At 62.4% G+C, this 21,171-nt stretch carries 17 protein-coding genes, 1 tRNA gene, 2 pseudogenes and 1 riboswitch; of the genes and pseudogenes, 7 read left to right on the top strand and 13 right to left on the bottom strand.

Annotated features, from left to right (window positions below; all coding sequences use genetic code 11):
* Positions 1-15: 15 nt before the first annotated feature.
* The 4 genes from ACP15D_RS11170 to ACP15D_RS11155 all read right to left on the bottom strand — a co-directional run bounded on the left by ACP15D_RS11170 (position 16) and on the right by ACP15D_RS11155 (position 5,710).
* Positions 16-1,104 (bottom strand): carbohydrate kinase family protein, encoded by a 1,089-nt coding sequence (locus ACP15D_RS11170; RefSeq protein WP_424957570.1) that lies wholly within the window; start codon positions 1,102-1,104, stop codon positions 16-18.
* A gap of 42 nt (positions 1,105-1,146) precedes the next feature.
* The gene (locus tag ACP15D_RS11165; protein WP_424957569.1) at positions 1,147-2,601 is read right to left on the bottom strand and encodes an alpha,alpha-trehalose-phosphate synthase (UDP-forming); all 1,455 of its coding nucleotides are present in this window, start codon (positions 2,599-2,601) and stop codon (positions 1,147-1,149) included.
* Positions 2,602-2,691: 90 nt separating this feature from the next.
* Positions 2,692-4,503, bottom strand: a complete 1,812-nt coding sequence (locus tag ACP15D_RS11160; protein ID WP_424957568.1) for a glycoside hydrolase family 15 protein — start codon at positions 4,501-4,503, stop codon at positions 2,692-2,694.
* A gap of 316 nt (positions 4,504-4,819) precedes the next feature.
* Positions 4,820-5,710: an SDR family NAD(P)-dependent oxidoreductase gene (locus ACP15D_RS11155; protein WP_424957566.1), complete on the bottom strand. Its 891-nt coding sequence runs from the start codon at positions 5,708-5,710 to the stop codon at positions 4,820-4,822.
* Positions 5,711-5,892: 182 nt separating this feature from the next.
* Here ACP15D_RS11155 and ACP15D_RS11150 point away from each other — a divergent pair, with 182 nt between their 5' ends.
* The gene (locus ACP15D_RS11150; RefSeq protein WP_424957565.1) at positions 5,893-6,213 is read left to right on the top strand and encodes a hypothetical protein; all 321 of its coding nucleotides are present in this window, start codon (positions 5,893-5,895) and stop codon (positions 6,211-6,213) included.
* A 12-nt stretch (positions 6,214-6,225) separates the two neighbouring features.
* Here ACP15D_RS11150 and ACP15D_RS11145 read toward each other — a convergent pair whose 3' ends face one another.
* The 4 genes and pseudogenes from ACP15D_RS11145 to ACP15D_RS11130 form a co-directional block, all read right to left on the bottom strand.
* On the bottom strand, positions 6,226-7,176 hold the full coding sequence (locus ACP15D_RS11145; protein ID WP_424957564.1) for a hypothetical protein: 951 nt from the start codon (positions 7,174-7,176) through the stop codon (positions 6,226-6,228).
* A gap of 746 nt (positions 7,177-7,922) precedes the next feature.
* Positions 7,923-8,057: pseudogene (locus ACP15D_RS11140) on the bottom strand (GTP-binding protein); the annotation flags it as partial.
* A 55-nt stretch (positions 8,058-8,112) separates the two neighbouring features.
* Entirely contained in the window at positions 8,113-8,511 is a 399-nt protein-coding gene (locus tag ACP15D_RS11135; protein ID WP_424957563.1) for a DUF1636 family protein, read from the bottom strand.
* On the bottom strand, positions 8,501-8,650 hold the full coding sequence (locus tag ACP15D_RS11130; RefSeq protein WP_424957562.1) for a hypothetical protein: 150 nt from the start codon (positions 8,648-8,650) through the stop codon (positions 8,501-8,503). Before ACP15D_RS11130 ends, ACP15D_RS11135 begins: the two co-directional genes overlap by 11 nt.
* A gap of 116 nt (positions 8,651-8,766) precedes the next feature.
* A riboswitch (cobalamin riboswitch) is annotated at positions 8,767-8,961 on the bottom strand.
* Positions 8,962-9,023: 62 nt separating this feature from the next.
* On the opposite strand from ACP15D_RS11130, the pseudogene ACP15D_RS11125 reads away from it, so the two are divergent.
* From ACP15D_RS11125 to ACP15D_RS11115, 3 genes and pseudogenes are all read left to right on the top strand, one after another.
* Positions 9,024-9,333: pseudogene (locus ACP15D_RS11125) on the top strand (cob(I)yrinic acid a,c-diamide adenosyltransferase); the annotation flags it as partial.
* Between the two features lie 31 nt (positions 9,334-9,364).
* On the top strand, positions 9,365-10,885 hold the full coding sequence (locus ACP15D_RS11120; protein ID WP_424957561.1) for a cobyric acid synthase: 1,521 nt from the start codon (positions 9,365-9,367) through the stop codon (positions 10,883-10,885).
* A complete protein-coding gene (locus ACP15D_RS11115) occupies positions 10,882-11,112 on the top strand; it encodes a hypothetical protein (RefSeq protein WP_424957560.1) in 231 nt (76 codons plus the stop codon). The genes ACP15D_RS11120 and ACP15D_RS11115 overlap by 4 nt, the downstream gene beginning before the upstream one ends.
* Positions 11,113-11,335: 223 nt before the next feature.
* Here ACP15D_RS11115 and ACP15D_RS11110 read toward each other — a convergent pair.
* Positions 11,336-11,411: transfer RNA gene (locus tag ACP15D_RS11110), tRNA-Thr, on the bottom strand.
* 394 nt (positions 11,412-11,805) lie between these two features.
* Between ACP15D_RS11110 and ACP15D_RS11105 the strand changes: the two genes are divergently transcribed.
* Positions 11,806-13,221 carry an ATP-binding protein gene (locus tag ACP15D_RS11105; RefSeq protein WP_424957559.1) on the top strand — a complete coding sequence of 472 codons (1,416 nt, stop codon included), beginning with the start codon at positions 11,806-11,808 and terminating at the stop codon, positions 13,219-13,221.
* On the top strand, positions 13,218-13,865 hold the full coding sequence (locus ACP15D_RS11100) for a response regulator transcription factor (protein WP_072369586.1): 648 nt from the start codon (positions 13,218-13,220) through the stop codon (positions 13,863-13,865). Before ACP15D_RS11105 ends, ACP15D_RS11100 begins: the two co-directional genes overlap by 4 nt.
* 85 nt (positions 13,866-13,950) lie before the next feature.
* On the opposite strand, the gene ACP15D_RS11095 is transcribed toward ACP15D_RS11100, so the two are convergent.
* On the bottom strand, positions 13,951-14,568 hold the full coding sequence (locus tag ACP15D_RS11095) for a response regulator transcription factor (RefSeq protein ID WP_424957558.1): 618 nt from the start codon (positions 14,566-14,568) through the stop codon (positions 13,951-13,953).
* Positions 14,569-14,678: 110 nt separating this feature from the next.
* Between ACP15D_RS11095 and ACP15D_RS11090 the strand changes: the two genes are divergently transcribed.
* A complete protein-coding gene (locus ACP15D_RS11090) occupies positions 14,679-16,067 on the top strand; it encodes a histidine kinase (protein WP_424957557.1) in 1,389 nt (462 codons plus the stop codon).
* A gap of 23 nt (positions 16,068-16,090) precedes the next feature.
* On the opposite strand, the gene ACP15D_RS11085 is transcribed toward ACP15D_RS11090, so the two are convergent.
* From ACP15D_RS11085 to ACP15D_RS11075, 3 genes are all read right to left on the bottom strand, one after another.
* Positions 16,091-17,053, bottom strand: a complete 963-nt coding sequence (locus tag ACP15D_RS11085) for a PQQ-dependent catabolism-associated beta-propeller protein (protein ID WP_424957556.1) — start codon at positions 17,051-17,053, stop codon at positions 16,091-16,093.
* An 86-nt stretch (positions 17,054-17,139) separates the two neighbouring features.
* Positions 17,140-18,927 carry a quinoprotein dehydrogenase-associated putative ABC transporter substrate-binding protein gene (locus ACP15D_RS11080; protein WP_424957555.1) on the bottom strand — a complete coding sequence of 596 codons (1,788 nt, stop codon included), beginning with the start codon at positions 18,925-18,927 and terminating at the stop codon, positions 17,140-17,142.
* 87 nt (positions 18,928-19,014) lie between these two features.
* Positions 19,015-20,913 carry a PQQ-dependent dehydrogenase, methanol/ethanol family gene (locus ACP15D_RS11075; protein WP_424957554.1) on the bottom strand — a complete coding sequence of 633 codons (1,899 nt, stop codon included), beginning with the start codon at positions 20,911-20,913 and terminating at the stop codon, positions 19,015-19,017.
* Between the last annotated feature and the right edge of the window lie 258 nt (positions 20,914-21,171).

The raw sequence follows: 21,171 nt of genomic DNA, 5'->3' as shown, positions 1-21,171 counted from the left end.
CAGGCCAAGTTCCCCTCACATCTTCCATCTGCGCAGTTGTTGTCCGGAGCTGGCACCGAGCCGCTGCTCCAGGGCGTGGCGCCCCAATAACCCGGACTGCGTGTCAATGAAAGCCACGACGTTCGCGGCATTGATTGTCGCAGCCTTCAATGCGACGTCGGCCGGGTAGCCCAGGGTGATGAAGGCAGAAAATGTCGCGCCCATTGCGTCGCCCGCACCTGCCGTGCTGGCGACGTCCGTGGGCTCGGCCGGGCAGTAGATCATGTCGGCATCAGAACAGACGAAAGCGCCGTTGCTTCCATCGGTGAGCATGATGTGGCGCGTGCCGCGGGCCCGCAATGCCGCGAAGAATGTCGGCAAGCTCATCTCGAAGGAGCCGGATTGCAGGCCACGGGTCAGCAAGGGCGGCGCCTGATCGCCCGCGGTGATGCGCGGCATGGGGCTGCTCGCGGCAGCGTTGGTCAGTCTTGGCAGGAGCGCTTCGGCCTCACGGCGGTTGAGTGCGAGGATGTCGATCGCGGGGAGATTTGCGAGGAACGCGTCCGTGTGCACCGCGAGTTGGCGGATCGTCGCGTTGACGGCGATGAGGGTGCCTGCCGCACGCGCCATGCGTACAGCCTGGGGAAAGCAGTCTGCGGATTTGCCGGACAGGCTCGAGATGTAGACGAGGTCAACGTCGAAGGCCTCGCGGGCAAGGTCTGCGGACTCAAGGTGGGCATTGGCGCCGCGGAACGTGAAGACGGCGGCGTTGCGCTCGTGGGACGAGATGATCATGGAGGCGCCGGTAGGGGCGGTGGCGTCGCGGATGATCCAGCGCGTCGACACACCTTCCGCCGTGAGGCGCGACAGGATGAAGTCGGCGCGTGCGTCGCGGCCAAGCTTGGCGATGGCGGATGCGTCGAAGCCGAGGCGGGAAAGGGCGACAGCCGCGTTGACGGCGCCACCACCGCAATGGGTGGAGATGTCGTGCGCTTCCGTCTTGCGTCCTTCTTCGAGCAACAGAAACGACGTCTCTGCATTCAACATCGACATGCGCTCGATGCTGTCGCTTTCGATTGTCGCGATCGCGTCGACCGTTGCGCCACCGATGCAGAGTGCCTTCATGTGTGCCTCTCAGGCGGCATTTGGTGGCCCGCGCCGGTTCACTCATTGATGGCGCGCGCGTGGTGCTACGCGGGCCATCTCGATTTCCTGCAATGCGCGGCGCGCGGCTTCGGAAGGCGAGGTGGGGACAGCGAGCGGCGCGCTGCGGCTGGTGCTTTCCAACGAGTCGAGAAAGGAGCGGCACCATGTGTAAGTATCGTTGCGGCGTATGTCCGAGAGGAGCGCATCGTGGCGCTCACGCCGTTCGGTGAGGTCCATGTCGAGAGCTTTCTTCAGCGAGTCGGCCATCTCCTCGATATCGTAGGGATTGACGATCAACGCTTCCTGCAATTGTTCGGCGGCACCGGCGAAGCGCGACAGGATGAGGACACCGGGATCATCTGGATCCTGTGCCGCGACGTATTCCTTGGCGACGAGGTTCATGCCGTCGCGCAGCGGAGTGACGAAGCCGACGCGGGAGTTGCGGTAGACATCGACCAGCAATTTACGCGGCGTGGAGCGATGGATGTACTGGATTGGCACCCAGTCAAGCTCGCCGAAGCGGCCATTGATGCGGCCCGATAGCGTTTCCAATTCCTGGCGGATGTCGGCGTAGGCAGTGACTGTCTCGCGCGTCGGCGGCGCAATCTGCGAGAGGAGGACCTTGCCGCGGTAGTCGGGATACTTTTCGAGGAAGCGGCTGAAGGCGCGGAACTTCTGCGGCAGCCCTTTGGTGTAGTCGAGGCGATCGACGCCGATGATGCGGGTGGCGGGCAGCTTTTTCGCGGTGCGGTTGGGGCGCGAACCCACGAAGGCATCGACGTCGATGGCAACCGGAAAGGCGGCGATGGACAGCTCGCGATCGAAGGCGCGGATGCGACCGTCCTGGAGGATGCGGCCGAAAACGCCATCCTGCAGATAGTCGATCAGGTTGCCGACATCGACCTTGGTCTGCAGCCCGATGAGATCGTATGCGGCGAGGCCTCGTGCCAGCTCGCGGTGCTCGGGAATGGCGAGGAACGTCTGTGCGGGCGGCACTGGGATGTGCAGGAAAAAGCCGATCGGATTGGTGACGCCGAGTGCGCGCAACTCCATGCCGAGCGGGATCATGTGATAGTCGTGCACCCAGATGGTGTCGTCGGGGCGCAAGAGGGGGTGGAGCGCGCGTGCGAAGCGCTTGTTCACCTCGAGATAGCGCTGATAGTAGCCAGCTTCGAACTGGGCGATATCCAGGCGATCGTGAAATACCGGCCAGAGCACGTTGTTGGAATAGCCAACGTAGTAGGCTTCATGCTCGCGGGCGCTGAGCGGTAAGGTCGCGACGGTGGCGTTGCCGTATTTGGTGAAGTCAGGATCGGTGCGCTGCTCGTCGCGGCGGTCGCCGATCTTGCCGCTCCAGCCGAGCCAGAGCCCGCCGCGCGTGCGCAGCGTATCGGCCAATGCAACGGCCATGCCTCCCGCTTGCGAAGCTTTCGAGAGGTCAGCGACCCGATTTGAAATGAGTACGAGGCGGCCCATACTTCTCCTGTCAGTCTCAGGAGTAGATTCGGTATTGGGCGATAAATGTTTAGGTCGTGTTTTAGTTCCAATTGAGCAATTCGCGGCGGGTTAGCTCGCGGCCCAAGCGTCTTCCCAGCTGCGGGATAGTTTCATTGCAGTGTTAATGATGCCGGCCATGCAATAGGTCTGAGGAATGTTGCCCCAGAGTTGGCCGGAGGCAGGGTCAATGTCCTCTCCGAGGACGCCAAAGGAATTGGTGCGCGAGAGTATGTCAGTAAAAATGTCGCGCGCCTTTTGCGTCTCGCCGATCAAGGCCAAGGCATCCGCGTACCAGAACTGGCAAGCGAGGAATGCCGTTTCGGGCGCTCCGAAATCGTCGTCGGCGACATAGCGCATCATGAAGCCGTTGCGGTTGAGCTCGCGGCCGATGACTTCGACGGTCGACCGATAGCGCTCGTCATCGGCGCGCAGCAGTCCGAACTCGGCGGCGAGCAGCACGCTGGCGTCGAGATCGTCGTGTTCGAACGCGCCAGCGAGGGCGCCCCATTTCTTGCTCCAGGCTCGGGAGAGGATCTCGTCTCGTATTTTGTCAGCTTCGACGCGCCAGTACCCGGCTTGGTCGTTAAGCGACAAGAGACCGGCGAGGCGTGCGAGCCGATCGCAGGCTACCCAGCACATCATTGCCGAATAGGTGTGGATGCGCGCGCGGCCGCGATATTCCCATGGGCCTGCATCGGGCTCGAGGTAGCGTTTGCGCGCCAGGTGTCCGAGCGGTTCCAACCGGCGAAACAGCGCCGCATCGCCCATGCCTGGCAGGCGCTCGTCAATGAACATGTGAGAGGCGCCGAGGATGATGCTGCCGTACGCATCGTGCTGGGTTTGCTCGGAAGCCTGGTTGCCGATACGAACCGGCCCCATGCCGCGGAAGCCGGCAAGGTTCTCGGCAATGCGCTCGGTGAGCGGCAGATTTGGGATGATGCCGTAGACAGGCTGCAGTGGAGTCTCGGTTTCTACGGCAATGGTGGTGATATAGTTGAGGTAGTTCTCCATCGTCTGGGTCGCGCCCAGACGATTGAGGGCGCTGACGACAAAGAAAGCGTCGCGGAGCCAACAGAAGCGGTAATCCCAATTGCGTTGCGTGCCGGGTGCCTCTGGAATCGACGTGGTTGTGGCGGCGATGATCGCGCCCGTTTCCTCGAACTGGCAAAGCTTCAAGGTGATGGCGGCGCGGATGATGGCAGACTGCCAGTCGAGCGGGATGCCAAGGCCCCGCACCCAATTCACCCAGTAGCTGCGCGTGCGTTCGAGAAATTCTCGGCTGATGCTGTCGACCGAAGCTTGAAGCGGCTCGTCGGCGCCGAGAACAAGCGTCACCGGATTGGTCAGCGCGAATGGCGTTTCGTGGGCAATGTACGAGAGCGGCGCATCGGTGGTGACGCGCAGGACATCCGCACCGCCACCAAATCGCATGTGGTTCGATCCGATGGCAGGGGCTTCGGCGGGTTGGCCATAGTTGAAAGTCGGGCGCAAGCGGATGGTGACTCGGGGCAGCCCGCGAAGGGGCTCGATGCGACGGACGATCTGGGCGGGGTGGAACGCGCGCTCGTAGAGCATGAAGCGGGGGGCGAAATCGGTGATGCGCAAAACGTTGCCGCTAGCGTCCTCGAGTATCGTCTCGACAATGGCGGTGTTGCGAACGTACGCGGCACGCGACGCCGTCTGGCCCTGCATGACGACGTCGCAGAAGCCCTTTTCATCGTCTCCCGCCAGAAGGCGCGAGAACACTGGATCTGAATCGAACCGCGGGAAGCACCACCAGACGATGCGCCCGTTGGTATCGACAAGAGCAGACGTTCGCCCGTTGCCGATTGGAGCGAGGTCCAGGTTTGCTAAGGGATTGGAAGCGTTGCGACCGGGCATCCTGCGCTCACATGCTCGAGTATCGGCGTTTAGGGCGTCGACGCGCGGCTGTCCAGGAATGTTCCCTGGATGGTGAAGATGAGATGTCGCGGTGGGTGAGAAGGTTCGACGCGGACTGAGATGAGGAGCGTCGACGGCAAGATTCAAGAGGCTATTCAAGGACGACGCGGTAGCGCGCACAGAGCGAGTTTAACGATACTCGCCGGCGCGCCACCGCGCCGACTGCGCCGTGATACGCAAGACACAATTCCCGACGCCGAACGACACTAAATCGGAAATTTGTTTCGAGAAAGGAAATGACGTTCCGGTGCGGCAATCACGCTGACGGGTTGCCGGTGTCGTGCCACGGCTGCTCGTCGCGTCGGCGCAAGAGCCAGCCCATGAGCGGAAGCAGCAGCGCATGGGGGATGATCCAAACGGCTATTTGCAGGAGCTTGCCGGTCAGGCCGGGCACATAAAGGTGCCAGCCGAGCTTGAAGGCGAGGTAGGATTCGAACGCGACCTGGCGTGCACTCAGGGCGACCAGTACCTGGCGGTAAAATGAAAGCTCGGTGCCCATGGCCTGATGGAAACCGGTATCCACCGGGCCGGGAGCGACAGCCAACATGCGCACGCCGCGACCGGCGTTCTCTGCAGCCAGTGCGCGAGTGAGCGAGACTACGTATGCCTTGCTGGCGTAGTAGGCGGCTTGGTTTGGACCGGGGACTAGGCCTCCCAGGGAGGCTAGGTTGATAATGCCGCCATGGCCGCGGGCGAGCATGTCGGGGAGGACTGCGCGGGTCATCCGGGTCAGGGCCGCGACGTTGAGATCAATAAGGTGACCTATCGCTTCGGGAGATTGTTGAGCGAATGGCCCGGCGAGCCCCACGGCGGCATTGTTGATGAGCACTTCTATGTAGAAGCCATTTGCGCCGAGCTGGGCGGTGATGCGGTCGATCGCTTCCGCGTTGGTGACATCCATGGGGATGGCCATTGCGGTGACTGCATAATCGGAGGCGATCAGTCCGGCCGCGGCTTCAAGCGCATTTGCACTTCGCGCGATGAGGGCAACGTCGTGCCCGGCGCGGGCGAAACGCCGGGCTAAGGCCAGTCCGATCCCGCGTGAAGCGCCGGTAATGACGATGACGGGCTTGAGGCCTCTGATAGCTTCGAGGGCAGCCTCTTGAGGCTCGGCATAACGAGCAAGCCAGCGATCGATCAGGCGCATCAAGGCTCCATCATCGGTTCGGGGTCGACTTAGAAGTGAGATATTTCATTCGGCGCGATCTGATGAGGGAAACTTAAGAGGATCTGAATAGTTCTATTCAATCCTGGACAAGCGGCTCAAGGCGACCGCAACAGCATCATGCGAGCATGAGGTCGGGTGCAGGCATGGAACATCGGGTTCAAATGGACTATTCGGCGACGCGTTATCAGTCATCGGCGAAGCAGGGGCTGGCGCAGCGGCCAGCCTTTATGCGGGCGCCGGTACAACACGCGCAGGTGGTGGCTGGGAGCCGTAAGCTGAGCGCAATGATCCGCAGCGTGTCGCCCAGCGGGATCAAGCTTGACGGCGTGTTCGGGCTTGCGGCGGGTGATAGCGTGACGATCATGTTGCCGTCACAAGACGCGGTGAGCGGGACCGTCGACTGGTCGGTGGGCGGGTTCTGCGGCGTCACCTTCACTCAGCCGCTGGCCGACGATCACCCTGTGCTGAGCGCTGAAATGTAAGGCCTGTGCCTCTTATCGGAGGAGGCGGCGCCACCACGGCTTGGATTGCCTGGGTGGCAGCCCGGTCGGCAGGGGGCTTGCTGCGACGGGTGCCCTCGAGGCGGCCGGCGCAGATGGCCGCGAGACCGCCGGTTGCGGCCTCAGCGCGTTGTGCAGCGTCGCGCGCTCAGCCGCCGATAGTATCCCGGCGGCTTCGAGCGCGGCGATCTCATTCAGCAGCGGTCCGATCGCACCATTGCCGGTGGTGACGAAATTGAAGTGGGCCTGCTTCATCAGATCGAGCCGTCGGCGGTAGGCGGGCGAGGCAGCACGGATGCTGCGCACCAGTGTGTGGCACTGACGAGCCGGGAAGTGCATCGCTGCCCACTGCAGTTCGTGCTCCAGGCGGGCTGCTTCGGCATCCGTCCCCGTTCCAGTATTCAGATAGATGGCAACGTTGCGCATCAAGTCTTGCATGCGTGCAACTGTGGGGTCGGGTCCGGGGGCCGGCTCCTGATCGAGCATCCTGAGGAATTGCTCGAGGTCGTGACACGGCGCCTTGCCGTTGGGCGCGGTTTGCGGCGTGCGCGCCTGCGCCTGGGGTGCTGCGCTGGAATAGCCCACTGGCGGCGGGAGCTGCGGCATCGGCAGCTCAACCAGCATCTGCCCGAGTTCGGTCGAGACGATGCTAGCGGCATGAGCAAAGAACTGCTCTTCGTCGACTGACATCGCGCCGAGATTTCGATGCACACCATCGGTGCCGAACGTGCATAGCCAGGCCGTGTCGAAGGGACCATGTTCCAGCGTCACCATGAAGAGCGGCATGCGCGTGATGCGGCTAACGACGGCGAGCACCAGCGAATAGTGCACGGCCGAGGGGAGACCGCTGCGTGCAGCGATGGCCGCAGGATTCCTTACGAAGAGTGCGATATCGTCTCCGGCGCGATACACGCGCGTCGGAGCGCAGCTTGCGATGTCGGGCATGCTCGGGTTGAACGGCAGTGGTGCAAACGGGGATGGCTGCGGCGCGGACGGTCTGGGTTCGAGACTCTCCGTTCGCGGCTGAGGCAGCGGGGCGCTAGTGCGCGCGTCGTAACGCAGCACTTCGGCGGGACGTGCGAACGGAAAACCGGATGCAAGGTCGAGCGACCTGGGGGTCTCGCGTGGCGCCGGCACGGGAGAGCTCGCGAGTGCCGCTGCGATAGTGTCGACAGCAGAAGTACTCGAGAGTGGCTGATCGCGTAGCGGTAGCGGGCGGATGAAGGGCCCGGGCGCTACGGAGCTGTCTGCGTTGCCGTTGCGGTGAGCATCGGTAACGAACGAGGATTGGTCCGCGTCTAGTCTGATGGCGATGGGCATGGGCGCGCCTTTGTCGACGACAGCCCTCTTCATGTCGCCAGTTATTATTTGTTTTCCGGAACGCGCGCCGCTTCGCGAAGCCGATGTTCTTTTTGGTCCCCGCCACGATTAAGCGTCGGGCCAGATCGGCTGGCAAGCGTTGCCGGGTCGATCCGCCGGAAGCGTTGCCTATCGGCATCGATCTTTGGTCGTGCTCAGAACCGCTAGGTTTGCAGGTCGGAACGAAGCCTGCTGTGAGGGGTGCAAACCCAGGAATTGCGCGGAGTATTACCCTCAGCGAGCGGGAGGCGAGCGCATACGCGGTTGGGGCTCAAGGCGTGCGATGCGGCAATCGTTCTGACGGGATTGCCATTAGTCCCTGTCTGGTTTTCCAGTTTGCTGGGGCCATCTGCCACTGCCGCGCTGTCTACGACAGTGATGACACCATCGACGGTGACGCGCGAAGCGATTGCAGGCCAGTTGAAGGCCTGCACAAGCGGCTTGGGCAGAGCCAACCCCGAGGTATCTTTCCCGCCTCCAGAAACCCGGTGATGATGCTGCAAGGGATCTTGGCGATGTCGGTCATGTGCTCTCCGGAGCAGGTTGCTCAAAGCCGAGCGGAGGGATGCGGGAGATCACGCCCTTGCGGAACGGAGCGGGGCGCTCGGCCCAGGGCACGATGCCGTTTGCGGCGCGCTGATAGGCAAGCGCGGTCGTAACGATGTCGGCAAGGTGCGCTTCGGTTTCGAGGTCGCCGATGACGTAGGTCCACTTGCCACCAGCGGCGAGCGCGATGGTGCTGGGTCGCTTGCACACGGCGAGGCATTCGACCTCGCGCACGGTGATGCCGTGTGCGTTGCTGGCTGCAAGGCGCGCTTTAAGCTCGCTCGCAAGCTCGACGCCGGGTCTTGTCGGATCGCCGCCGTCCTCGCTTTGCTGGCGACAGGAGATGCAGACGAAAATATCAACTTCAGAGCCCATCGGCGCTGTCCTCCGCTGCGCCAATGCGCGTCCAAAGCAATCCGACGAAATAGGCAGGTGCCAGTCCGGTGTGCTGGGCGCGGCTGCGTCTGCCAGCAAGCCCGGGCAGAAGGCCGACGGCGAAGACCCGCGTGAGCATCAATGCGGCTCAGTGGAAGGGAAAGCTGGGCGCGATGCGAACATCAATGCGCTGAGATTTGCCATGCGTGATGGCTGTCGTCATGTCTGCCTCCTCGACCCACCCACCGGGGCCATTCGGGTTACGTAGCGACGGCAGGTCTCCTGGCTCTCGGTTCCTCGCCTGCGACTACCTTCCCGGTTTCCCAGTGGTGTGCTTGTCGCCGGCTCGCCGATTACAGTTGCGGGGGCAGCTGCGGCATCGGTCTCTATTCGACCTCACCGCATTCCCTTTGAATCCCCTTGCGGGGAACCGTCGTAAGGTTTGATAAGACGCCGCTTGCAACGGCGTCAATGACAATTGCGTCGCGCACCCACGAACACAATCCGCTCTGATGCGACGAGCGGTCGTTGAGAAACGGAGGCTCCGATGCCCGATACCGCCGTGGATAGCACAAGACGCCGAAGTGGCGGGCAAGACGATAGAGAAGGGGCTTATCATCGTTCACACCGGAAAGGGTAGGGGCAAGCCCACGGCAGCCTTCGGTCTGCTGCTGGGTGCGCTGGGCCGGGGCTTCAAGACTGGCGTCGTTCAGTTCGGCAAGGGTGCGTGGGGTACCGGTGAACGCCACGCCATCGATCGGTTTCCCGGTCAGGTCGAATGGTACGCGCTGGGCCACATGGGAGACGCAGGATCGCGTGCGGGTGTGAAGGCGCAGGAAGGTATCGAGTTCTGATGGTCGCCAAAGCGATCATGTTCCAAGGGACCGGATCGGACGTCGGCAAGTCGATGCTCGTTGCCGGCTTGGCGCGACTGTTGCGCAATCGGGGTCTCATCGTGCGCCCCTTCAAGCCGCAGAACATGTCGAACAATGCTGCGGTGACGGCGGATGGCGGCGAAATAGGCCGCGCACAGGCGCTGCAGGCGCGCGCCGCCGGCGTGGCGCCGAGCGTGCATATGAATCCGGTGCTGCTGAAGCCGCAGAGCGATGTCGGTGCACAAGTGATCGTGCAGGGGCGCGTTGTCGGCAACGCCAGAGCGGCGCAATACCAAGGCATGAAGCCAGATCTCATGCCGGCGGTCCTCGATAGCTTCGAGCGGCTGTGCGGCGAAGCGGACATCGTTCTCGTCGAAGGCGCGGGGTCGGCGTCGGAGATCAACCTGCGCAGCGGCGATATCGCCAACATGGGATTCGCGCGTGCGGCCAACGTGCCCGTTGTCGTGATCGGAGACATCGAGCGCGGCGGCGTGATTGCCAGTCTCGTCGGCACGAAGACGGTTCTGCCGACGGACGATGCACGCATGATCGAAGGTTTCCTCGTCAACAAGTTTCGCGGCGACCCGACGCTGTTCGCGAACGGCATTACGGCGGTCGCTGCGGCGACGGGATGGCGTGCGCTGGGGCTCGTTCCCTATTTCGAGGATGCGCGTCTGCTTCCGGCCGAGGATGTGCTTGGACTCGCAGAGCGAGAGACGAAATCGCAGGCTGCGCGCAAGATCGTGGTGCTGGCCTATCCGCGTGTTTCGAACTTCGACGACTTCGATCCGTTGCGCATGGAGCCGCACATCGACATTGCATTTCTGCGTCCCGGTGAGCCGATTCCGGGAGATGCAGATCTCGTCATCCTGCCTGGATCCAAGTCGACCATTGCCGATGTTGCGGCATTGCGCGCCTGCGGTTGGGATGTCGACCTCAAAGCGCATGTGCGGCGCGGTGGACGCGTGCTTGGCATTTGCGGCGGCTACCAGATGCTGGGGCGCTGCGTCGATGATCCAGATGGCATGGAGGGGGCTTCTGGTTCGTGCGAGGGGCTGGGCCTTCTCGATGTCGAGACAAGGCTCGGCGGAGACAAGATGCTGGTCGACGTGTCGGGTGTCGCGGTTGGTGGTCCTTCGTTCAAAGGCTACGAGATGCACGTCGGCCGAACGCGCGGAGCAGACTGCGCGCGACCTATGGTCGTCTTCAGCGATGGTCGCGCTGACGGAGCACGCAGTGCCGATGCGCGCATCGAAGGCTGCTACGTGCATGGCCTCTTCGCCGACGATGTGTACCGGAAGCACTTCCTGCAGGGGCTTGGCGCCGAGGCCGGCTCCGTGCGGTACGAAGATCGGATCGAAGAAACGTTGGATCGCCTGGGGGAGCATCTGGCGCAGCACATCGACATCGACGCGCTGATGGAGATCGCGCGCCAGCCGCGGATATCCATGCCGACGGCAGGCGAAGATGCAGGATCGAGAGTGCGCAGCCGGACATGAAGCGTATTCGGGCCATCGGCGTTGGTGCGGGCGGCATTCACCTACTCACCGTGCAGGCCGTTGAGGCGCTGCGCGCCACGGACGTGTTCTTCATCTTCGACATGGGCGAAGACAAGGCTGAGCTGGCCAATCTGCGCAAGGCGATTTGCGCATGCTACTGCACCCGAGCGGCCTTACAGGTTTGCGGTCCTGCCCAGTCCGCCACGGGATGCATCGCTGTCCTATAAGTCGGGCGTCGACGCTGCGTTTCCGGAGGGGCACACGAGCGTCGTCGTCTTTCTCGATAAGGGCTGGATCATGGATGTCTACCTGGTGCGCGTCCCGCCCGCTGCGGCCTCGCAGGACGGCAGCGTCGGCGCATGATCACCGCCGCTCGGCGGCCGGGCGGCGCTGGTACACGCGTCTTGCCACGCAGCGCCACAAAAGTCTGGGCGTCATTGCTGTTCAGAATGGTGCCGCAAGAGGGATTCGAACCCCCGACCCCGTCATTACGAATGACGTGCTCTACCGACTGAGCTATTGCGGCTTTTGGCTGCTATATCAATTGCCTGGGGGCCGGCGCTGGGCGGGGCGAGGCCCTTTATCCCGGCGCTTAGCTGCCAGGGCAGCGTCAGAAGCCAGCCGAATAGACTAAACCGGGCCGCGGTTCAAGATGCCTGCGTGCCAGAATCCCATGCTGCCAGCCGGGGCAGGCATGCGGGAGGCGGGGGCAACCGTGGCTCGGCCCTGCATGATCGGGAAATAATCTGAAGGAATTACGGGAAATTATGCCTGGGCTCATTGCCACCATTTCGGCTGCCAGAGTGCCTCCACACAGCGTAAAGCAAGGTAGGGCCGCCCGCGGGGTGCGCAGTTTGGCTACGGATTTCAACTGGATGCATCGCCGCTGGTGGAACGACCTTCCCGTTAGGTGGCAACTGATGATCTCTATATCGATCATCAGTGTCGGTGCTGTGTTGCTTTCCATTGCACTGGCCGTGATCGATGCGCGCAGTCGCGTGGAGGTTGAGGTCAAGGCGTCGATGGAGCTTGCGCAGCAGCTCGTCAACGACATGGTAAAGCGGATGGCTGCCGATGGGCGCGGCGGCGAGTTGTTGGAGGCTCTGCCGGAGCAGCTCAAGTACGTTCGCCACGCGCGCATTCTCGTCAGCAACAAAGTCGGCGATCTGGTGCAGGTGGCTCCGACCACCGGGGCCAGCTCAGATGACGAGCGGCCTGTGTTCATGCATCCGGAGCGGGCGCCGCAGTGGTTCGCAGATCTCGTCGGGCCGACGGTCGGAACGCGCGAGGTGCGTGTGCTGCTGGGCGAGAACCGCGTGGGAAGCGTCGTCATCGTCGGCGAGCCGCGCGATGAATTGGGCGAGGTGTGGGAAGAGGCATCGCGGCGCGCGGTGATCTGGCTGGGTATCACAGCCATGATGCTGGCGCTTCTGTACGTGGTTCTGGGTCGGCTGCTCAATCCGCTGTCGGGGCTCGCGAGCGGCATGCAGGAGCTCGAGGACGGGCATTACGGAACCCGACTGGCAGAGCCGCGCGTGCATGAGCTGGCGGTGATCGCTTCGCGGTTCAACACGCTTGCAGAAGCGCTGGAGAAGGCGCGTGCGGAGAACACGCAGCTCTATCAGAATGTGATCGATCTGCAGGAGGATGAGCGTCGACAGGTTGCCAACGAGCTGCATGACGAGGCTGGTCCTTGTCTATTCGGCATTACTGCCAATGTTTCCTCTATCGGGCGGATTGCAGAGCAGGCGCCGGCAGCGCAAGGCGATCCCATCCGGCAACGTGTGGACGAAGTCCTTACGGTTACGGAGCGGTTGAAGACCATCAATCGCGATCTGCTGCGCCGGCTGAGGCCAGTGGAACTGGGCCGGATCCCCTTGAACGAGTTGATCGGCAGCCTCGTTGCAGGTTTTGGTCGTCGGCATCCCGAAGTGTCGTTCAGCGTTGCCATTGGTTCCCTTGCGCCGGGTTATGGGGAAGCCGTAGACCTGACACTGTTCCGCTGCGTGCAAGAAGCAGTGACTAATGCTCTTCGGCACGGTGGTGCAACACGCATGAGCATCGACCTCCGCGAGGAGGCAGTAGCGTCCAACGGGTCGGGTCAGTCGCGAGTCCTGCAGCTTACGGTGCACGACAACGGCGCCGGGTTCGATCCGGGTGCGTCGCTGGGTATCGGTATGACTGCGATGCGTGAGCGCGTGGGTGGGCTCGGCGGCTCAGCCAACATCGAGAATGCTCCAGGTGGCGGCACGACTGTCTCTGTCGTCGTGCCACTGCCGGCGGGGAAGGGTGCGCATCGTCCACGAGAAGAATTGATTGAAGGCCACATGCAATGAAAGTGCTGGTTATCGACGACCACCCGATTGTCATCCAGGGCTGCCGGCGGCTGCTGGAGGACATGGGCGTTGAAGAAATCCTGGTCGCAGCCAGCCTGTCCGAAGGCTTTCGCATCTATCGGCAGAAGCATCCCGATGTGATCATCGTCGATCTGTCGATGCAGTCGGGCGCTCTTGGTGGCCTTTCGTTCATTCGTCGTCTGCGCGTGCACGATGAGCGCACGCCAGTGCTGGTTCTAAGCATGCATTCCGATCGCATGATCGTCAGCCGTGCGCTGGAAGTCGGCGCCAACGGATATCTTCTGAAAGATACGTCGTCGGAAGAGTTCGTGAAGGCGTTCAAGCGGGTGCGCGACGGCTTGCCGTATCTCAATCACGATCTGGCATCGCAGATCGCTTTCATGGAAGCGCGCGGCGATCGCAATCCGCTGAGCCGGATGACGCTGCGCGAACTGCAGACGCTATCGCTGATCGCCGAGGGCAAGCCCTATATCTCGATCGCCGAAGAGCTGCACGTCAGCTACAAGACGGTCGTCAATACGAGTGCGCAACTGAAGGCGAAGCTTGGCGTGAGGACGCTGCCAGAGCTGATGCGCATCGCAATCCAGCATCTGCCCGCGAACGCGAGCAAGACCGGCCTCTAATCGCTACGCCGGGTCGCTCATCGGTGCCGCGCCAAATCGAGCGCGGGCCGACGTTGTCGGCTGGCCGCCGACCAGGCAGAGACTTTCAGACGATCTTCTGTTCGACGGCGATGCGGATGAGCTGCATCGGGGTGCGCGCGCTGAACTTGGTGCGCAGCGAGGCGCACGTCATCGCTACCGTCTTATAGGAGACGTTTATCAGCGCGGCGATCTCGGACATGCTCTTGCCCTTGGCGAGGAGGCGCAACACCTCGCGCTCGCGCTGGGTGAGCGAGGCGCCAGCTTCGCCTGCGCCGACGCGCAGAAAGGCGATTTTCTGCGCCATCTCCGGGGCCAGCGAATGGCCGCCGCGATAGACGGCGCGAATTGCGCCGATGAACTCTTGCGGGTCGTCGCTCTTGCAGAAGTAGCCGCGAGCGCCGCACTCGATTGCCTGCGCGGCGAACATGGAATCATCGTTCATGGAAAACATGAGGATGCGTGCGGAGGGATCGCGCACGACGATGCGACGCGCCAACTCGAAGCCAGAAACATCGGGAAGGTTGATGTCGATGACCAAGACGTCGGGTTGCTGCGCTGCGTGCACCTCCTGGGCGCTGGCGGCGTCGCGCGCTTCGATCATTTGCATGTCATCGGCCTCGGCGAGCAGCGCGCGGCAGCCCGAAAGGACGATGGGATGATCATCGACGATAAGTACCTTCACGTCAGTCTCATCTCGGCTTCCAAAGCATAACAATATAACATACCAGAGCTGGCGCCTTCCTGGGAATGGGTTCCAGTCTTCGATAGCGAATTTGTGAGGCTGTTTTTTCCATGTCTATCCGGTTCCGGCTCAATGCGCTGTTCATCACGCTATTGCTGCTGGCGCTGTCGTCGTCGGTGATCGTCATGGTGGTGAGCGCAGGACCGCGCATCAGGGCGGAGAACGACAGCATCAAGCGGCTGGGCGTTGAGTTCGTCGAAACGGCGATTGCCAGCCTGCAGGGCACGCCCGATCCGGGCGAACGCCTCAAGGTGCTGCTGGAGCACCTTGGGAACCTTCGGCACGTCAACATCTATCGCGAAGGTGATTTGGACGCGGCGAAGGATGCCACAAAGCCGGTCGAGGGCGAGGCGCCGGCATGGCTCAACGCGCTGGCTGAGCCTTCGCCTGCAGTCGAAATGCCTGTGAAGGTGAACGGGCAGGATTTCGGCACGCTGATCATTGCGCCGCGGGCGGATCACGAGGCCGCGGAGATCTGGGAATCGATCGAGACGACGGTGGTGGTTGGCGGATTGCTGGCGGTTGCAACGGTGCTGCTGATGAGCTTGCTCGTGGGCCACCTGTTGAAGCCGATCAAGACGGTGGGCGAGGCACTGCTGCAGCTCGATTCTGGACGCTATGACGTTGCGGTTCCGGAGGAAGGCCCACCGGAGATTGCCGATATCTGCCGCAAGCTGAATCGCCTGGCGGCGACGCTGGACGGGACGATTTCAGAGAACCGGCGTCTGGCTCAACGGATCGTTTTCATTCAGGACGAGGAGCGCAAGGAGCTCGCACGAGAGCTGCATGATGAGCTCGGGCCGTACATGTTTGCCGTGCGTGCGGCAGTGACGGCGCTGAAGGGCGAGCTGCAGCGCGGTGGCAACGACCGGGAGAAGCTGCTGGCATCGTGCGATACGATCGTTGAGCGCATGGAGATGATCCAGAGCAAGAACAGGCGCGTTCTGCACAAGCTGCGGCCAATGGGGCTCGACGAGTTCGGATTGAAAGCGAAGCTGAAGTCGCTCGTGGCGCTGCTGCAGGAGGATCATCTGGAGATGACGATCAACCTCGACGTCGATGATGCGGTCTCGCGTTGCGACGAGACGAGTAATCTCACGATTTATCGCGTTGTGCAGGAAGGCCTGACGAATGCGCTGAAGCACGCGCAGGCGACAGTGATCGACGTGGGCGTAGAAATAGACGACGCGTCGGGGGCGCCAGCCGCGATGCCAACGCCGGGGCAGCCTCTGGTGCGCGTTACGATCTGTGACGATGGCCGCGGCTTTCCGGATGGCATGAAGCCCGGTTACGGCATTGCCGGCATGTCCGAGCGGGTGCGGGCGACCGGTGGCGACATCAAGATCGGCACTCGCAGCAGCGGCGGCGTCGCGCTGGAAGCGCGGATTCCGGTGGCGCTGGAAAGCGGCACGGCATCTGGTGGTGGGATGACGGCGTAGAGACCACGTCTGCAAATCACGCGTCAGGGTTTGATGGCGATGCCCCAAGGCAAGCGCCCGACCGGAACGGAGCGCTCGGCCCGCAGGCTGGGCACGTCGATGATGGTGATGTCGTTGGTGAGACCGTTGGCGACGTAGAGCTTCTGGCCGTCGGGAGACAACTCCATGTGCCAGGGACGCTGACCGACAAGGATGTAGTTCGTCACCTTGAGGCTCTCCACGTCGATGATGGCGATGCGGTTGGCGCGACCGAGGGCGACGAATCCGCGCTTGCCGTCCTTGGAGAAGCGGATGCCGAGCGGCTGAATGAGCTCGGAGCGCACGCCTTCGATCTCGAAGCCGACTTTCTTGGTAATTTTGTAGGTTGCCGCGTCGATGACGGCGAGGGTACCGCCGACCTCGGACGTCACCCAAAAGCGTTTGCCGCCAGGCTCATACAGCGCGGCGCGCGGGCGCGTATCCACCAGCACGTTGGCGATGAGCTTGAATGTGGTGGTGTCGATGACGTGCGCCATGCTGGTCGATTCAGATGTCGCTACCGCGTGCTTGCCGTCCGGGCTGAATGCCACGCCTTCGGGTTCGATGCCGACGGCGATCTCGGCTTCGACTTTCCCGCTCGCGATGTCGAGGACGGAAATCATCGCGTCGTCTTCGTTGGCGATGAACATTCGCTTTCCATCCGGTTCGATCTCGAGATATTCGGGATCGGCAAGTGTCGGGATGGAGCGCGTGACTTCGTACGTGTCGGTGTCGATGACGTCGATGGCGTCGTCATCACCCGCGCAGACGAGGACAGATTTGAAGTCCGGCGTGATGCGGATGCCGCGTGGTCGCTGACCGACCTTGATAACTTTCACCGGCTTCATGGTCTCACTGTCGAGAACCGTGACGGTGTTGTCCTTCTCGTTGCTCACGAATAGCTGGGCGGCATCGGCGGACGCGGAAGCCAAAAGGAAGGCGAGAAGCAGGCCTAGGTGTCTGCGCATTTTTTTGTCCGTTGTTCGTGTACGCGAGGCGCCTCTCTTGAGAACTGCCGCGGTCGTCATGGCATCATGATCGTAGACGATGCCGTTCAGTTTGGCGCGGGAACGGAGAGCAACTGCAGTGCGCTTGTTGCGACCTCGTTGCGCGCGTCGCGCGCGATATCGAGGGCCGTCTTGCCGATGTTGTTTTTTAGCGCGGGGTCCGCACCCTTCGAGAGAAGAAAGCCGATCATCGGCGCGTTGTTGCTGCCTGCCGCAACCATGAGAGGCGTGACGCCCGAGGCCGACTTGGCATTGACGCCGGCGCCGTGCTCGATGAGTTCTTTGGCGATGTCGATCGGGGTGGGGCCGCTGGCGAGATGCGTGGTGCGGGCCTGCGGCGCGATCTTGGATGCGATGAGCATCAATGGCGTTACCTTCTGGCTACCATTGGCGCTGCTGACATCGCCGCCGGCATCGATGAGCGCCTTGGCCGCAAACAACTTGTCATCTCCAATGGCAAATTCGAGGGGCGTGTAGCCTTGTTTGTTCTTGGCGTTTACGTCGGCGCCGTTGGCAACGAGCAGCTTGATAGAAGGAACGTGGTTGCGGTTGATGGCGTAGGTGATCGGCGTGATGCCGTCGCTGTCAGGCTGATTGGGGTCGGCACCGTGCTCGATAAGAACCGACGCCAGATCGGAACTCCGGTTCTGGATGGCGACGTGCAGCGGTGCCAGACCTTGATCGTCGAGGGCGTTCGCCTTGGCTCCCTTGGAGAGCAAGAGCAGCACGCGATCCTTGTCGAAGCTGAGGATGGCATTGGCGAGCTCGGTGCGGATGTCGGCGCCGTCCGCCAGCCAATGCTCCAGTTTATCGTCGGTCACCACCTGGTCGGGCGACGGGGTGGCTTCCCGCTCCTGCCGCTTGGCGGATTCGAGGTAGCGCTCGGAATATTTGCGGGCGACTTCCTTATCGTAGGAGCCGTGCGAAGGAATATCGCCGGAGACGACGCAGTCGCTGCACTGGACGAGAGGTACGCCATAGTCCGCAAGGATTTTTGCAACCTCGTCGCGGCGCGCCATGAGTGCATTGTCGAGCATGAACTTCAGGACTACGTCGGTGTTCTGCACGCCAATGGAGAGCGAGAATTCGAGCGGGATGCGGTCTTCCATGAGGTTGACCGGCTGTAGCGTGATCGGCTCGTGCTTCATCGTCTTGAGCCAGCCGGCGAATGGTCCCCAGACGCCAACGACGTCGAGCTTGCCGTCCATCACGTCCTGCACCTGGCGCCAGGGCTGGTTCTCCGGCCGCAGGTCGGCGTCGGAGGTGACGAGCGCGAGGGAGTCGAGGTTCTTGATGCCGTGCTGCGCGAGCACGATGCGGATGGCGGAGTGCTGGTAGGTGCCGATGCGTAGCTTCTTCAGGCGCGGATCATCCAGGCTCTTGAAGTCGTAGTGCTTGTCGGTGGGATAGGCGAGCACGTAGGTCGAGCGATAGATCGGGATGCTGGTGAGCACCGAAGCCGAATCTGACGGCATGTCCAGCAGGATGTCGCACTCGTTGTTGGCGAAGGTCTCGCGCGTCAGGCCACGCTCGAGATAGGGGCGCCAGAAGTAGCTGACGCGCGCACCCATCTGCGCGGCGACGGTCTCGATGATCTTGTTCTGAAAGCCCTGCTGCTGATTGTCCGACAGGGGCATGTTGCCGGGGTCGGCGCAGACCGAGAGCTGCGTGATCTTTCGTTGCTTGGCGGCGCGCTTGGCGGCGGCGATCTCGGCTGGGGTCAGATCTTCGTAGGGCGCCGAGAGAGTGTAGTCCTTGCGCTCGGCGGCTTCGACATTGGTGCTGCCGATGGCGCCCAGAAGAGCTGCGGCGAACAGAAATACGCGCTGATGCATTGGGTACGACTTCGCTGATTGCAGAGGCGGAAAAGGCGCCCGGTGCGCGCAGCACCGGACGCCAGCTTTCGTCGATCTCAGGCGGGCTTATTCACCGAGACGGAAGGTGTAGAGCATGCCGGCCTGCGGGATCTTGTCGAGGCCGGTTGCCTTCGCCATGGCCGTGGCACCGATGGCGCCGTACTTGTCGTCCATGTCGAGGCCAGCAGTGACCGGGATGCCGATCCAGCCGCCGAGACCGGCGAAGATCGACACGTACTGCTTGCCCTTCACCTTGTAGGTGATCGGGTTGCCGATGATGCCGGAGCCGAGACGCTTCTGCCAAAGAACCTTGCCAGAGTTGCGGTCGATAGCGCGGAAGTCACCGTTGTTCGAACCGTAGAACACGAGGCCGCCGTCGGTGACCATGGTGCCGCCCCAGTTCGGATACGGATCGGGGATTTCCCAATCAGCCTTGCCTGCAAGCACGTCGAACTTCTTCAGCTTGCCAGCGATGCCGGGCTTCTCGGGGTACATGTACACGTTGGCGAACACGTAGACCGTGCCCTGCTGCGTGTGCGTGCGCTCCTGAGGCTCGTCCTCCATGCACCAGTTGTTGGTGGGGCAGTAGAACTTGTTGGGCTCCTTAGGATCGACCGAGCACGGCTGCTGGTCCTTGCCGCCCATCGCAGACGGGCAAGCCTGGGTGTTGCGGCCAACCTCGAACGGAGAATGCTCGCGCACCTTGATCGGACGGCCGGTCTTGAGGTCGACCTTCTCGGCCCAGTTCACCGTGACGAACTTGTTGGCGCGCAGCAGCGTGCCGTTCTCGCGGTTGAGGACGTAGGCGAAGCCGTTACGGTCGAAGTGGGTGAGCGCCTTCACCTTCTTACCGTCGATGTCCATGTCGGTAAGAATGTTCTCGTTGACGCCGTCATAGTCCCACTGGTCGAACGGAGTCATCTGGTAGGCCCAGGCGACCTCGCCGGTGTCGACCTTGCGGGCGAAAATGGTCATCGACCACTTGTTGTCCCACTTGCCGGTGTTGCACTCTTCGTGGGTCTTGTCGCCGCAACGATAGCTCGGGCTCCAGTGGCCGGGGTTGCCGGTCGACCAGAAGACGAGCTTCAGCTCGGGATCGTAGCTGCCCCACGCCCAGTAAGAGCCGCCGCCGATCTTCCACTCGCCGCCGTTGGTCTCGGGATACGTGGAGATGCCGAGATCCTTGCCAGCGGTGCCGAAGTGCGGGTTGGCCTTGTTGGTATCGGGCGTCATGCAGACGTCCTTGTCGGCACCCGTCGAGTGGCAGTTCCACACGACCTTACCGGTTTCGATGTCGTAAGCGGTGAGGCGGCCGCGGGCCGCGAACTCGTCACCACCGAAGCCGGCGATCACGAGGTTCTCGGCGATGAGCGTCGGACCGGTGATGGTCTCGCCGTGTTCGGGATAGGCGTGCTTGACGACCCAGACCTCTTTGCCGGTCGAAGCGTCGAGCGCGATCACGAAGCCGTCGAGGGTGTGATAGACGACCTTGCCCTTTGCGTAGTTGACGCCGCGATGGACGGTGTCGCAGCAGGCGCGCGGAACAGCCGATTCATCGCGATCGGTCTTCTTGACGTAGTTCCACACCTGGACGGGGTGGTCAGGGTCGGTGAGGTCGAGCGCCTGGACGATGTTGCACTGGGCCATGTTGGGGCAGCCAGAGGAGAAGAACATCATCGGCTTGCCGTCGTGCTCGACGACGACGGGCTGACCTTCGTGGCCGCGCAGCGCGCCGGTCGACTGCGACCAGACGTACTCGAGCTTCTTGATGGTGTCGGCGTTGATGTCCTTCAGGTTCGAGTGGCGCGTCAGCTTGTTGTCGCGACCGGGGGCGGGCCACCAATCGGGATTCTTGGCGCGTGCGTCGATTTCCTCGGATGCCGTTTCGGCTATTCCGGGACTTGGCATTCCTACTGTGCTGGCCACCAAAAGGCCGGCGAGTAGGAGAACCGAGCTGCGTATCATGTGGTTTCCTCTCCTCTTTGCAGACATGCCACGTTCCTTCCCGGCAGCGGCACTTCGGCCCCGGGTCGAGTAACGACAGAGATTCCGGTTCAATCGAGTGTCGGCAGGATCGCTTCGATGTCGTTCGACTGAAGAAGCGAAGTGGCGATCTCCTTTGCCATTAAGGAACCTCGCGGGGGTGCTCGCTCAGCAAATGCATACGTTGAGATCAGGCACCGGACCGCGTCGTCGTGGCACAGGGACCGTAGGCAACCGGGT

Source organism: Hyphomicrobium sp. 1Nfss2.1 (genome assembly GCF_965243865.1).
Classification (GTDB): domain Bacteria; phylum Pseudomonadota; class Alphaproteobacteria; order Rhizobiales; family Hyphomicrobiaceae; genus Hyphomicrobium_A.
Note: the sequence above shows the minus strand (reverse complement) of the source record. Positions and strands in the feature narration are given on the sequence as shown.

Coding starts and splice junctions, on each gene's coding strand:
- ACP15D_RS11135 (WP_424957563.1), bottom strand. CDS start 8,511: ATGGGCTCTGAAGTTGATATTTTCGTCTGCATCTCCTGTCGCCAGCAA.
- ACP15D_RS11085 (WP_424957556.1), bottom strand. CDS start 17,053: ATGCGCAGACACCTAGGCCTGCTTCTCGCCTTCCTTTTGGCTTCCGCG.
- ACP15D_RS11165 (WP_424957569.1), bottom strand. CDS start 2,601: ATGGGCCGCCTCGTACTCATTTCAAATCGGGTCGCTGACCTCTCGAAA.
- ACP15D_RS11075 (WP_424957554.1), bottom strand. CDS start 20,913: ATGATACGCAGCTCGGTTCTCCTACTCGCCGGCCTTTTGGTGGCCAGC.
- ACP15D_RS11100 (WP_072369586.1), top strand. CDS start 13,218: ATGAAAGTGCTGGTTATCGACGACCACCCGATTGTCATCCAGGGCTGC.
- ACP15D_RS11090 (WP_424957557.1), top strand. CDS start 14,679: ATGTCTATCCGGTTCCGGCTCAATGCGCTGTTCATCACGCTATTGCTG.
- ACP15D_RS11120 (WP_424957561.1), top strand. CDS start 9,365: ATGGTCGCCAAAGCGATCATGTTCCAAGGGACCGGATCGGACGTCGGC.
- ACP15D_RS11105 (WP_424957559.1), top strand. CDS start 11,806: ATGATCTCTATATCGATCATCAGTGTCGGTGCTGTGTTGCTTTCCATT.
- ACP15D_RS11080 (WP_424957555.1), bottom strand. CDS start 18,927: ATGCATCAGCGCGTATTTCTGTTCGCCGCAGCTCTTCTGGGCGCCATC.
- ACP15D_RS11160 (WP_424957568.1), bottom strand. CDS start 4,503: ATGCCCGGTCGCAACGCTTCCAATCCCTTAGCAAACCTGGACCTCGCT.
- ACP15D_RS11145 (WP_424957564.1), bottom strand. CDS start 7,176: ATGCCCGACATCGCAAGCTGCGCTCCGACGCGCGTGTATCGCGCCGGA.
- ACP15D_RS11155 (WP_424957566.1), bottom strand. CDS start 5,710: ATGCGCCTGATCGATCGCTGGCTTGCTCGTTATGCCGAGCCTCAAGAG.
- ACP15D_RS11115 (WP_424957560.1), top strand. CDS start 10,882: ATGAAGCGTATTCGGGCCATCGGCGTTGGTGCGGGCGGCATTCACCTA.
- ACP15D_RS11170 (WP_424957570.1), bottom strand. CDS start 1,104: ATGAAGGCACTCTGCATCGGTGGCGCAACGGTCGACGCGATCGCGACA.
- ACP15D_RS11130 (WP_424957562.1), bottom strand. CDS start 8,650: ATGCTCACGCGGGTCTTCGCCGTCGGCCTTCTGCCCGGGCTTGCTGGC.
- ACP15D_RS11150 (WP_424957565.1), top strand. CDS start 5,893: ATGGACTATTCGGCGACGCGTTATCAGTCATCGGCGAAGCAGGGGCTG.